At 45.7% G+C, this 12,863-nt stretch carries 12 protein-coding genes; 4 read left to right on the top strand and 8 right to left on the bottom strand.

What is annotated here, in order from left to right:
• Nucleotides 1–3: 3 nt before the first annotated feature.
• From alaS to cymR, 6 genes are all read right to left on the bottom strand, one after another.
• Complete coding sequence (gene alaS / locus AB4Z45_RS26545) at nucleotides 4–2,637, bottom strand: alanine--tRNA ligase (protein WP_441912569.1); 2,634 nt, start codon at nucleotides 2,635–2,637, stop codon at nucleotides 4–6.
• 355 nt (nucleotides 2,638–2,992) lie between these two features.
• Nucleotides 2,993–4,063 carry an AI-2E family transporter gene (locus AB4Z45_RS26550; RefSeq protein ID WP_076270816.1) on the bottom strand — a complete coding sequence of 357 codons (1,071 nt, stop codon included), beginning with the start codon at nucleotides 4,061–4,063 and terminating at the stop codon, nucleotides 2,993–2,995.
• A 155-nt stretch (nucleotides 4,064–4,218) separates the two neighbouring features.
• Nucleotides 4,219–4,416 carry a hypothetical protein gene (locus AB4Z45_RS26555; protein WP_054027275.1) on the bottom strand — a complete coding sequence of 66 codons (198 nt, stop codon included), beginning with the start codon at nucleotides 4,414–4,416 and terminating at the stop codon, nucleotides 4,219–4,221.
• Nucleotides 4,417–4,429: 13 nt separating this feature from the next.
• A complete protein-coding gene (locus tag AB4Z45_RS26560; RefSeq protein WP_441912570.1) occupies nucleotides 4,430–4,966 on the bottom strand; it encodes a PRC-barrel domain-containing protein in 537 nt (178 codons plus the stop codon).
• 17 nt (nucleotides 4,967–4,983) lie between these two features.
• Nucleotides 4,984–6,138 carry a cysteine desulfurase family protein gene (locus tag AB4Z45_RS26565; protein ID WP_441912571.1) on the bottom strand — a complete coding sequence of 385 codons (1,155 nt, stop codon included), beginning with the start codon at nucleotides 6,136–6,138 and terminating at the stop codon, nucleotides 4,984–4,986.
• A gap of 12 nt (nucleotides 6,139–6,150) precedes the next feature.
• A complete protein-coding gene (gene cymR / locus AB4Z45_RS26570; protein ID WP_054027272.1) occupies nucleotides 6,151–6,570 on the bottom strand; it encodes a cysteine metabolism transcriptional regulator CymR in 420 nt (139 codons plus the stop codon).
• Between the two features lie 202 nt (nucleotides 6,571–6,772).
• Between cymR and mnmA the strand changes: the two genes are divergently transcribed.
• The gene (gene mnmA / locus AB4Z45_RS26575) at nucleotides 6,773–7,906 is read left to right on the top strand and encodes a tRNA 2-thiouridine(34) synthase MnmA (protein WP_441912572.1); all 1,134 of its coding nucleotides are present in this window, start codon (nucleotides 6,773–6,775) and stop codon (nucleotides 7,904–7,906) included.
• Between the two features lie 73 nt (nucleotides 7,907–7,979).
• On the opposite strand, the gene AB4Z45_RS26580 is transcribed toward mnmA, so the two are convergent.
• On the bottom strand, nucleotides 7,980–9,320 hold the full coding sequence (locus AB4Z45_RS26580) for a hemolysin family protein (protein WP_441912573.1): 1,341 nt from the start codon (nucleotides 9,318–9,320) through the stop codon (nucleotides 7,980–7,982).
• Between AB4Z45_RS26580 and AB4Z45_RS26585 the strand changes: the two genes are divergently transcribed.
• The 3 genes from AB4Z45_RS26585 to AB4Z45_RS26595 are packed head-to-tail and all read left to right on the top strand — an operon-like array spanning nucleotide 9,308 to nucleotide 11,351.
• On the top strand, nucleotides 9,308–9,643 hold the full coding sequence (locus AB4Z45_RS26585) for a hypothetical protein (RefSeq protein WP_441912574.1): 336 nt from the start codon (nucleotides 9,308–9,310) through the stop codon (nucleotides 9,641–9,643). The two genes, AB4Z45_RS26580 and AB4Z45_RS26585, sit on opposite strands and share 13 nt — an antisense overlap.
• A 53-nt stretch (nucleotides 9,644–9,696) precedes the next feature.
• Complete coding sequence (locus AB4Z45_RS26590) at nucleotides 9,697–10,266, top strand: copper resistance protein CopC (RefSeq protein ID WP_441912575.1); 570 nt, start codon at nucleotides 9,697–9,699, stop codon at nucleotides 10,264–10,266.
• Nucleotides 10,266–11,351 (top strand): copper resistance D family protein, encoded by a 1,086-nt coding sequence (locus tag AB4Z45_RS26595; protein WP_441912576.1) that lies wholly within the window; start codon nucleotides 10,266–10,268, stop codon nucleotides 11,349–11,351. Before AB4Z45_RS26590 ends, AB4Z45_RS26595 begins: the two co-directional genes overlap by 1 nt.
• 90 nt (nucleotides 11,352–11,441) lie before the next feature.
• Here the strand turns inward: AB4Z45_RS26595 and AB4Z45_RS26600 are convergent, their stop codons facing one another.
• A complete protein-coding gene (locus AB4Z45_RS26600; RefSeq protein ID WP_441912577.1) occupies nucleotides 11,442–12,749 on the bottom strand; it encodes a replication-associated recombination protein A in 1,308 nt (435 codons plus the stop codon).
• Nucleotides 12,750–12,863: the final 114 nt, after the last annotated feature.

Raw genomic sequence — 12,863 nt, forward strand, 5'->3', positions numbered from 1 at the left:
ATATCATATCACATTTGTTTGATTAAGAACTAGTTCTTCTGTAAGTTTCAACGCTTCATCCAACTTCGTTGTGTCTTTTCCGCCTGCTTGCGCCATATCTGGGCGTCCGCCGCCGCTGCCGCCGCAATGAATTGCAGCTTCTTTTACAATTTTGCCTGCATGGAAACCTTTTTTAATTAAATCTGCAGAAACTGCAGCTGCAAGGTTCACTTTGTCATCCGAAATCGCACCAAGCACGATAACACTTGACTCCAGCTTCAGCTTCAATTCATCAACAATGCCGCGAAGCGCGTCCATTGAAGGAGCATTCACTTTTGCGCAAAGGACAGTGATGCCATTCACTATTTTCGCGTTTTGCTCAAGTGATCCTGCTTCGATCCGGCTCAGCCTTGCTTGAAGGGATTCATTCTCGCGAGAGAATTCCTTCACTTGACCAAACAATGCTTCAATCCGTTTTGGCACATCATTTGCATTTGATTTCAGAAGTGCAGCCGATTGCTTAAGCAGGTCAAGCTGACCATCTAAATAGTTATACGCATGTTTACCCGTAACGGCTTCAATTCTTCGAACACCCGACCCAATACCGCTCTCGCTTAACAGCTTGAACAATCCGATTTGCGATGTATTGCTTACATGACAGCCTCCGCATAGCTCCAAGCTATAGCTGCCAACTTGAACCACACGAACCTCATCGCCGTATTTCTCGCCGAACAACGCCATCGCGCCCATCGCTTTAGCTTCATTCAATGATTTCGTTTCGATGGAAACCGGAGTTCCGAGCCAAATTTGCTCATTGACGCGGCGTTCAATCGTTACTAGCTCTTCAGCAGTTATACTGCCAAAGTGCGAGAAGTCGAAGCGCAGGCGTTCAGCCTCTACCGAAGAGCCCGCTTGATTGACATGATCACCAAGCACTTCTTTGAGCGCTTTATGAAGCAAATGCGTTGCCGTATGGTTTTTAATAATGTCATCGCGTACAGCTCTAGCAACGCTCGCCTCTACTGCTTCACCTATACGAGCAGTACCTGAGGTAACAACAGCATGATGGACGCTTTGACCGTGCGGTGCTTTGGTTACTTCTTCAACCTGCAGCGTAAAGCCTTTGCCCGTAATCGTTCCTGTATCTCCGATTTGTCCGCCGCTTTCTGCATAGAAAGGTGTGCGATCCAATATCACAACGACTTTGCTGCCTTCTGGAGCCGATTCAACCAATAGATCCTCATGAACGATGGCAATGATTTTGGACTCAGTTACCAGTTCATTATAGCCAACAAACTCACTTTTAACCGTGAAATCGCCGAGCGGTCCGCCTTGAACCTTCATGCTTCCAGTATCTTGGCGAGCTGCGCGGGCACGGTCGCGCTGTGCTTCCATCGCTGCGTCGAATCCAGCACGATCTACCGTCATTCCATTTTCTGAAGCAAAGTCCTCCGTCAAATCGAAAGGAAAGCCGTAAGTATCATACAAGCGGAATGCATCATCGCCATTAATCTCTTTTTGGCCAGCTTTCGTACCAGCAGCTACCAGATCAGACAGCATAGCTAGACCATCGGACAATGTCTCATGGAAACGCTCTTCTTCCGTACGGATAACCCGCTCGATAAATTCACGCTTTTCAACAACCTCTGGATAATAAACGCCCATAACCTCGCCAACAATTGAAGTCAGCTCATGCAAAAACGGACGGTCGATTCCGATTGTTTTTCCGTAACGAACAGCTCTGCGAAGCAAACGGCGAATGATGTAGCCACGGCCTTCGTTAGAAGGCATTACGCCATCACCTACTGCGAACGCTACTGTACGAATATGATCGGCAATAACTTTAAGCGCAACATCATGCTCTTCATTCACTTTGTAGCTTACTTTCGCAATTTCACAAGTGCGGTCGATAATTGGACGGAATAAATCCGTATCAAAGTTCGAATCCACATCCTGCAATATAGAAGCAAAACGCTCAAGTCCTGCGCCTGTATCGATGTTTTTGATTGGAAGCGGCGTGTAGCTGCCGTCTTTATTGTGATTGAATTGTGAGAATACAACGTTCCAAACTTCTAGGAAACGCTCGTTCTCACCGCCCGGCCAGCATTCTGGGTCCGAAAGATCGCCATATTTGTCGCCGCGGTCATAGAATATTTCTGTACAAGGTCCGCAAGGGCCCTCGCCAATATCCCAAAAATTTTCTTCCAGCTTATAAATCCGTTCAGCAGGAAGGCCAATTTTCGTATTCCAGAACTCGAATGCTTCTACATCTTCTGGATATACCGTTACCGACAAGCGATTAGGATCAAAACCAATCCATTTTGGCTCAGTCAGAAACTCCCATGCCCAAGTAATAGCTTCTTCCTTGAAGTAATCACCGATCGAGAAATTGCCCAGCATCTCGAAAAACGTATGATGGCGGCGGGTTTTGCCTACGTTTTCGATATCATTCGTACGAATGCACTTCTGTGAATTCGTAATACGCGGGTTTTCTGGAACGATGCGTCCGTCAAAATAAGCCTTTAGCGGCGCCATACCTGCATTAATCCATAGCAAGGACGGGTCATTATGCGGTACAAGCGATGCACTTGGTTCAATTTTGTGGCCTTTGCTTTCAAAAAATGCAAGCCATTTTGCACGAATTTCACTAGCTTTCATTAGGTTGAGCCCCCTTCAAATGATAAAACACAAAAAAAGCCCCTGTCATTGACAGGGACGAATAGAATCGCGGTACCACCCTGGTTATTGCCTCGCTGCAAACAGCTAGAGCAATCGCCTTCATTAGACATTAACGGGTCCAACCGGTGAAGTTCATTCACACTCCGAAAATAGCTTTCGGCCACTCTTCGTTATAAAAGCTCTCTCAACCGACGCGACTGCTTATCGAAAAGCAAATGCGAAGAAGCTTTCTCTCTGGCTAACGGGCATTGGCTTACTTCATTTCATCAACGATTTATTCCCTTATAATTGACACTTGATTATTTTAAAATTATAGCCACAGCCTATCCGCCTGTCAAATAATCTTTCTTCGCACGTAGTAGGCGAACATATGCTGAATGATCACTTTGCAGGCTGCAAAAATAGGAACAGCCAAAATCATGCCAACAATGCCTGCAATCTCCCCTCCCACCAGCAATGCAAAAATGATCGACAAGGGATGCATATGGAGCGTACGGCCAACTACTTGTGGAGAGATTACGTTACCTTCGAGTATTTGGCACAGGGTGTTGATAATCGCGACAAGGATGACCATCTTAATGGAAACCGTAGATGCCATTAGTATTGCAGGTGCTGCTCCAAAAAAAGGACCGAGATACGGAATGACATTCGTTATCGCAACGATGCCGGCAAGGAGCAGCGCATAAGGCATGCCGATCAACAGGTATCCGAAATAAGCAAGCACGCCAACGATAATACAAACCAAAAACTGTCCGCGAATATAGCTGCCGAGTGCCGTATCGATATCTTTAAGCAGCCTGACCGTGTTTTTGCGATGTGATTTGGGTACATACGTAATGACCGTTCTTTCAAACACATCAAAATCCTTTAATATATAGAAGGCGAGAAACGGAATAATAAACGCGATAAACACTGCATTTAACATGGACCCAATATTGTTAACAAAATTGAACAAACTCTCCGACAGCTTTTTTTCCATATGCAAAAGTGACTTATTAAGCCCGCTTCGAATGCTCTCCGGTAAAAAAGAAGTGTTGTTAATGTCCGTGACGATATTTTGAGCCCGCATGGAAAGCTCAGGCACATGACGATTGATTTCCTGTACTTGCTCGATGAACATTGGAATCAAGTTAACGAGAATCACCGTAATGACTGCACAAAACACTGCATATATGAGCAGCACGGCAATCGTCCTAGGAACCTTTCGGTCATGCAGCATCGTAACGATCGGATTCAGCACATAAGAAATTATCATCGCGATTATAAATGGAGCAAAAACGGCTTTTACAAACACATATACGTTCACAATAAGCGGCTTTATAAGCAGCATAAGATAAATCGCAAGCAGACCCAAAATGATGTAAACCAGCCAGACAAATAGACGGTTCTTCGTAAAGCGCTCCACCGTCCTCACCCCCGAACTTTCTTTATCCGCTTCGCTCTTAGCAAGACAAGCCGAACTAGTTCAGTATATGTACAAGCGCCCTAAATCATCCTATAACAGCAAAAAAAAGACGGCCGAAGACCGTCTTTTGATATTCAAGTTTATAGCAACGCACGTCAGTTGACGTGAACTTGTGTAATTTCTTCCTCAAAGAACAAGTCGTCGAGTGAGCTTAACGTGCCATCCTCTTCCACTTGGTAAACCGACATTTTGTCGCCGTTAACCGTCAGTTCAATGAAGCAGCCCCAGCAATAAAACTGGTGGGAACCGATCTTTCCGATATCTTTCGAATTACAATTCGGACATCTCATCATCTTTCATTTCTCCCTATTCTCTGAAATTGGAAGCTGCGACAGGCTCCAATTCCGCTTCACTGACAGCAGGAACAATAATCGCGTCTTCCCCGAGTAATACGCTATCCGGATCACTCGGCGCCTTCAGCCATCTGCGCCCTTCCATCAGATCCGAAACAAAACCGTCCGTAAGCTCGTAGCCTATTATTTGTGTACCCTCTTTTGGGTAAAAATAAACATCCGACACTCTGCCAAGTTGAATACCTTGTACAGTTACGACGGGCAGATCCTTTAATTTTACTAATCCTGTGTCATAAGAACGTAGCAATTGCTTCGACTTCATCCGAACGATCGCTGCTTCACTTGCTATAATAACGGTGTCCTCCCCGCAAGATATCACGTGAGTCCACTCCACTATTTTTACGGAGGAAGCAAACCACTTGGGACAATCGAGTATTAGCCCTTTCAGCTGCCAATGCTCATCGAACCAGGCGTCCTTGACAGTTCCAACAAGTTTGCCGGAATGGATAACGATTACGGGTAGTCCAATAAGCCGTTGAAGTTTGATCACGCTTAGCTGGAGTCCTCCTAGTAGTTATTACGAATACGCCTCACGATTGTTCCAACTTTTTGTGCGGCATCTTCTAATTCCTCCAAAGTATTCCCCAAACCAAAGCTAAATCTTACTGCAGAATTAATTTGTTCCTCGGGCAATTGCATTGCTCGAAGTACATGTGAGCGTTCAAGCGCGCCGGAGGTACAAGCAGAACCGCTTGCTGCTGCGATACCTTCCATATCCAAATTCATGAGCATCGTTTCGGTATCGACACCAATAAAGCTGATATTTACGATATGCGGTAAATAGTGCTGCTCCGAGCCATTTATAACGATAGGCACTTCAACATGGTTGTGAAGAAGTTCTATCCATCTCTTACGAAGCTCGTCCATAAAAAGTTGCTTATTTTCTCGCTCGTTCACACAAATGTCAACTGCGGCAGCAAACCCGACGATCCCCGCAATATTTTCTGTTCCTGCACGCCTCTTTCTCTCTTGAGATCCACCATGCTGAAGAGCGTCAATCGGCGTACCGTTAGCCACATAAAGTGCGCCAACACCTTGAGGACCATTAATCTTATGGGCGGAGAAGCTCATAAGATCGACTGGCAGCTCATTGAGCCTATACTCGATTGAGCCCAAAGCTTGAACAGCATCCACATGAAAAACAGCACCGCCAGCTCTAGCTATGCGCCCTATTTCTTCAATCGGCTGAATCGTTCCAACCTCGTTATTTCCATGCATGATGCTAATAAGGCCTGTTTCTGGGGTCATGGCTTCTTGAACAAGCTCTGGTGATGTTCGTCCAAAGCTATCAATAGGCAGTACGGTTAGGGAGAAACCTTCTTCTTTAACCAGCCATTCGCATGTATGAAGAACAGCGTGATGTTCGCCCGCTGAAGTTATAATATGTGATTTGCCTCGTTTACGCTGTGCTCTAGCAGCCCCAATTAGAGCGGCATTATCGCTTTCCGTTCCACCTGAGGTAAATAATAATTGTCCCGGCTTGCAGCCTATTGCTGCTGAAATGAGATCTCGTGATCGATTTAACTGATGCTTGGCCGCTCTTCCAAAAGCATGCATACTAGACGAATTGCCGCCGGAGCCTTGCATTACCTCAAGCATCGCTTGGATGACTTTCGGATGCATAGGTGTAGTGGCGGCATGATCAAAATAATGATTTGTCATAGGTCGGCTTCCTTAAATATAGAACATATAGCTATCAGGTTTGCCAGCATCTTCGAAATTAATTAGATCTGCAAGCGTAGTCGAATCTAATACTTCTGCAATACTGTCTCTAATGCGCAGCCAAAGCTGACGTTTAGCCGGATCGTCTTCTTCTGTAAAGTCTACAGGCGAAATCGGGCCTTCAAGAATTCGAATAATATCCCCAGACGTAATCGTTTCCGGATCCTTCGATAAAATATAGCCGCCATAAGCTCCGCGAATACTTTTCACAAGACCAGCATTTCTAAGGGGTGCTACTAATTGCTCCAAATAGTGCTCGGAAAGCTGATTTCGTTCAGCGATGCTCTTGAGCGAAGTCGGGCCTTCACCAAATTTAGCCGCAAGCTCCATCATAATAGTTAAGCCGTAACGGCCTTTCGTCGATATTTTCAAAGTGGCACCTCTTTTATTGTTTTTAGTATTGATTTATGATTGTGTCTTCCGCTTTGGTTGTTAATTCTCTGTATTCCCATTTCACTTATATGTTAACATATCGAGCGGGCGGAGTGTGCAAAAAAGGTTGACATCTTCATGAAAAAGTTTGCAGCCTATGTTACAATAATAAATGTTTGATTCAAGCAAGGTGGTGTTTACGATGGAAAAATCAAAAGCTTCGACAAGAGTTGTCGTCGGGATGTCAGGCGGCGTCGATTCCTCCGTCACTGCACTGCTGCTAAAGCAGCAAGGGTATGACGTTGTCGGCATTTTTATGAAAAACTGGGATGATACCGATGAATTCGGTCATTGCACGGCGGAAGAAGATTCTGAAGATGTACGCCGCGTATGTGAACAAATTGGCATTCCCTACTATACCGTGAATTTTGAACGGCAATATTTTGACAAGGTATTCACTTACTTTCTAGATGAGTACAAGCGCGGACGTACGCCTAACCCAGACGTTATGTGCAACCGCGAGATTAAATTTGGCGACTTCCTGCAGCGCGCCTTGGAGCTTGGAGCGGATTATTTGGCAACAGGCCATTATGCCCAAGTAGAACGTACCGAGGATGGCACAACGAAGCTCATTCGCGGAGTCGATTCAAATAAAGATCAGACGTACTTCCTTAGCGCCCTTAATCAGAAGCAGCTGGCTAAAGCGATGTTCCCAATTGGGCATCTGCCGAAGCCCGAGGTACGCCGTATTGCTGAAGAAGCTGGCCTTTATACCGCTAAGAAAAAAGACAGCACAGGCGTTTGCTTCATTGGGGAGCGCAATTTCAAAACCTTCCTTAGCGGCTATCTTCCCGCTCAAGCCGGCGATATGATTGATATTAGAAACGGCGAGAAAAAAGGGCGTCACGACGGGCTGATGTATTACACGCTCGGCCAGCGCCAAGGACTTGGCATTGGCGGATCAGGTTCCGGAGAGCCTTGGTTCGTAGCGGACAAGGATTTGGAGAAAAACATTCTTTATGTTGTACAGGGAGAGCAGCATGCCAGCCTATACTCAGAGAGCTTGACGGCAACCGGCATGAACTGGATTCTACCAGCAAAAAGCGGAGATACCATTCGCTGCACCGCCAAATTCCGTTATCGCCAGCCCGATCAAGGCGTCAGCGTAACGATTGGCGAAGATGGAAACGCGCATATCGTGTTTGACAAGCCTCAGAAAGCCATTACACCTGGACAAGCTGTCGTGTTCTACGACGGCAACGTTTGCCTTGGCGGAGGCACGATCGATAAAGTTAAGAAAGTCGATCCTGCTGCTGATTTTGCAAAGCAAGCCTAACAACACGAAAAGCTGCCTGAAGCATCCGCTATTGATGCATTAGGCAGCTTTTTTTTGATCAAAACGTTTATGTTCAGCCAAAATATTGGCCGTTCTGTCCTTTTTTTCTCTCGCCAATCTTTCGAATCAGAAGCCTGGAGATCCGAAGATGATCCGTCTCTTCGATAATGAATTCATATTCTCCAGCGTGATCGACACGCTGATTGTTGACAGGAGGTATGTTTATTTTGGAATACATCCAGCCCCCGATTGTATCATAATCATCCGTTTCGATATCGAGATTGAAGAAGCTGTTAACTTCCTCTATCAGCATGAGACCGCTAATGGAGTAGGTGTTGTCGTCTTTTTTCTCAAGAGGCTCTCGTTCCTCGTCAAATTCATCTTGAATCTCGCCGACGATTTCCTCCATAATATCCTCCAGCGTCACTAAGCCGGAAGTGCCGCCGTACTCGTCAATCAAAATAGCAATTTGCGACTTTCGTTTTTGCATCAGCTTCAGCAGTGTACTAATTTGCATCGATTCGGGTACTGTCGTAATTGGTCTCGTAATTTGCCTTATATCCTGCAGATTGTGCATCGTGTCCTTCAGTAAATCCTTGATATGCACGAACCCAATGATATTGTCCTTGTCATTCTCACAAACCGGATAACGCGTCAGCATTTGCTCCAGCGCAATTTTTTTATTGTCGGCTATAGTGCAGCTTGTATTCAGGCATATCATTTCTGTTCGAGGAATCATAATTTCACGCGCATTCGTCTCGGCAAAATCAAAAATGTTATCAACAAGCGTTAGCTCCATATTATCTATTAAACCGTTTTTGTGGCTCTCCTTCATCAAAATCCGAATTTCATCCTCCGTGTGTGCCGAATCCTTCTCGGTCACAGGCTCAATTCCAATTTTTCTAAGAAGCAAATTGGCTACCCCGTTAAATAACCAAATAAAGGGAAACATAAGCTTATAAAAACAAACGAGCGGCAATGCTGTCAAGCGAGTAATGGATTCAGCTTTGCGAATTGCAATCGTTTTTGGCGCCAGCTCTCCAAGTACTATTTGCAGCATCGTAATGAGAACAAAGGCAAGCAAAAATGAAAAGGTATGAACAAACCATTCACTGCGAATGCCGATGAAAGCCATAGCAGGCTTGATCACATTTGCAATAGCTGGACCGCCAACCCATCCAAGGCCAAGCGAAGCAAGCGTTATGCCAAGCTGGCACGCAGACAAATAAGCATCTAAATTGCCTGTCATATGAAAGGCAAGCTTCGCTCTCGAATCACCATCAGCGATCGTTGTATCTAAGCGGCTTCCTCTTACCTTCACCATTGCAAACTCGGCAGCAACAAAAAAACTGTTCATCATGATAAAAACAAAAATAAGCAGCAGAGACAAGCTGGTCGGTAATGGGTCAATCACTGGATTCCTGTCCTCCGCAAGAAATGAAACGGGATGCGATGACAGGTGCACCTCCTTTTGGAACAAAGATACGGCAATCTTTGTGTAGTGTGAGATTTCTCCTAGATGACAAACCGCCGCGTCAAACGGTAAAGCTTGCGAGCCATACCGCTCTCAAGACTGTAATTATGTCTATTCGCCATAGGCTAGCACTTATACGCAGATTTCCAGTCTTTCTAAGCGTTTTTTATAGGAAGCATCAAACGATCTTCAACAAATGTTCACTAAGCCGCAATGAATTGATCATTTTATTTGGCGCAACAGCGAATTGGAATCTGTTATAATGCAATGAGCTTACCAAGTAGGCTCGTTGTAAAAATATGTAGGAGGTTTAAAAATGAAACGAATATTGCTTATTTTTCTTGCCGCTCTATGGCTCGTTCCGGGCGTAGCGATGGCCCATTCCAAACTAGAAAGCGCGGTGCCTGCGCGAGATGCGACGGTCGCTGCCTCACCAGAGCGTATAGAGATGACATTTAACACAAAGATCGAAAAGCTTAGTAATTTTAAAATATTAAATGCTGCCGGCGAGGAAATGGAAAAAGAAAAGGTCGAGGTTGACGGCATGACGATGACCGGATCAGTTCCTGCTGCTTTGCCTAATGGCATTTATACAGTAAAGTGGGTCATTATCGGAGCGGATGGTCATTCGGTGGAAGGCGATTATTCGTTTACTGTAGAAGCACCTGTTGTTACTGAACAACCAAGCGAAGAACCAACAGCAACAGCTACTGAAGCACCAGCAGAGACAACGGCTCCTACTCCTTCACCTGATGCTAGCACCAATACTGACGGAGGAAGCAGTGAAGCTACAACTAATGATGCTGGGACAAACTATACTCCTTATGTCGTTATCGGTGTCATTATCGTAGCAGCAGTTCTCTTATTCATGCGGAGGCGCAAATAATGATCTATATCAGCGAAGGCCTTCTATACATTTGCTTCGCCATTTTAACGGGCACCTTTCTATTGCGGCTTGTACCGGAGGACAGAAGGCCTTCCGTTCATGTACCGCATGGCCTGCTGCTCGCATGCGCAGTAGCAATACCGTTCTTATCCTACGTTCCTATTCATAAGCTTGCTATCGTATTTGCCAAAGATTTTGACATGAGCTACGGCGCTATTCTAAAGAGCATCCTGCTCGATGTTAATACAGGCAAAGCGTGGGTTTGGACAACCATCGGATCAGCTGGACTCGCTTTTCTACTAGGGCTTAAAGCATTCCGGGGCGATAAGCATATGCCTAAGGTAGCTTTGTTTGTTACCTTTTTGCTAATTGTGTGGCTGGGTTATGCAGGACATGCTTCATCCTTGTATGGATTTAAAGGTTTAATTACACATTCTGCTCATTTTCTCGCAGTCAGCGTATGGATCGGCATTTTGTTTGTGATCAGTTGGTTTTCCAAAGATGATGCCAATTGGAATGCATTTCTGCGTTGGTTTTCGCCAGTAGCCATAGTTTCTGTTTTTGTAACGCTTCTTGCCGGCATTACGCTTATGTCATTCACAACTCCAGAATATGTAAACTCATGGATGCTTCCCTACGGTCAGATGCTGCTGATTAAACATCTACTGATTTTGCCTCTACTGCTGTTTGCTTTCTCAAATGGCTTCGGATACAAAAAAATAGCAAAAACTAATCCGAATTTCAATCCAAGGCGCTGGCTAAAAGCAGAAAGCTTCATTGCTTTGCTCGTGCTTGCAGCAACAGGTGTGCTTGGTCAGCAAGCACCACCGCATAAGGTGAAGGAGACACTGCAATCGGAATCACCTTCTCCATTATTCACTTCAATTTACAAAGGAAACTTCAGCCCTGACATCAGCTTGAAATTCACGCTGAACATGGAGTGCCTCCTCATGCTTGCGGCAGCTGCACTAATGGCGGTCGGTCTGCTTTGGATGTATCGCGTAAATAATCTTATGCCAGCTTTTGTAATGGGTATTTTGACAGTGGTATTCGGCTATTTCGGCCTGATGTTTGCGATTGCTTAATAGAAGAAAAACTCCTGCTAATATGGAGGTAAGCTTAGGAATGAGCTTTCCTCCATCAAATTAGCAGGAGTTTTTTTATTAAGTAAATTATCATTTACCATGGCGTTTTTGCTGATTTTGCCTTATTTTATCTTCCATCCCTTGCTCGGTAGCCTTATAAAAGGTCATTCCCCCAAGCGTATTCGGCAAATATTGCTGCTTTACATAATGGTTCGGAAAATCATGCGGATATTGATACCCCTCGTGGCCAAGCTGCTGCGCCCCTTTGTAGTGGGTATCGCGCAAATGCAGCGGTACCTCTGCACCGCCTGCTCGCTCGATTGCCGCCTCTGCATTGCCGATTGCAATGGCAGTAGCATTCGACTTGGGACTCTCTACCGCGAACAGAATCGCTTGTGAGATGTTATATTTCGCTTCAGGCCAGCCTATCTTATGATAGGCATCCATCGCTGTAACCGCTTGAATCATCGCTTGCGGATTAGCAAGTCCAATATCTTCGCTGCATGCGACAATCAGCCTGCGGATAAACGTCATCGGGTCCATGCCCAGCTTCTCCACAGCATATAAAAACCAAAATAACGCTGCGTCGCTTGAACCTCTTACACTTTTGTGAAACGCCGACAGCACATCATATTGTGTAGATAGATCTGCGCGAATGGACGGCTTCCTTATGGACTCTTGAGCCACCTCAAGCGTCAACCGGACAGAACCATCCATCTCAGACGGCGTTGTCACCGCAGCCAGCTCAAGCGCATTAAGCGCCCTTCGGATGTCTCCGCCAGCCATTGCAGCGATATGCCGCAGCGCGTCCTCATCTACTTGCAAGTCCATAAAGCCTAAACCCCGCTCACGATCGGCTAGTGCTCTTATCATCGCCTCATAGGCGTGCTCCTCGCCAAGCGCTTCGAGCTGAAACAAAGTTGAACGTGACAATAGAGCGCCATTCACATGATGAAATGGATTTTCTGTTGTCGCCCCTATAAATATAATAATGCCCTGCTCGACAGCAGGAAGCAGCGCATCCTGCCTAGCTGTATTAAAGCGATGCACCTCATCAAGAAAAAGGGTCGTCTTCTTGCCGTACATCGCTTTGTTGGTGCGAGCCAGCTCGATAACCTCACGTACATCCTTTACCGACGCATCTACCGCATTCAGCTTCACGAACTCGCCTGCTGTCCGCAAGGATATAATATGTGCAAGCGTCGTTTTACCGCAGCCCGGCGGACCATACAACAAAATTGACGACACCTGATCGCCTTCAATAGCCCGCCGCAGCAGCTTACCCGTTCCTACTATATGCTCTTGCCCGATATATTCGTCTAATGTCTGCGGCCGCATGCGATCTGCAAGCAGCCTGGCGCGAGGCGCTTCTTCCTCTTGATATGAAAATAAATCCATTCTGCTCCCCAACCTTCTGCCATCTGTTACTCCGATCATAGCATACAAGCACATTTGTTCGCCAGATTTACACGGAGTTCTGATCTCATCAACGTTTATATCGTGGAATATGGG

It is taken from the genome of Paenibacillus sp. MCAF9 (genome assembly GCF_052114265.1).
Taxonomy (GTDB): domain Bacteria; phylum Bacillota; class Bacilli; order Paenibacillales; family Paenibacillaceae; genus Pristimantibacillus.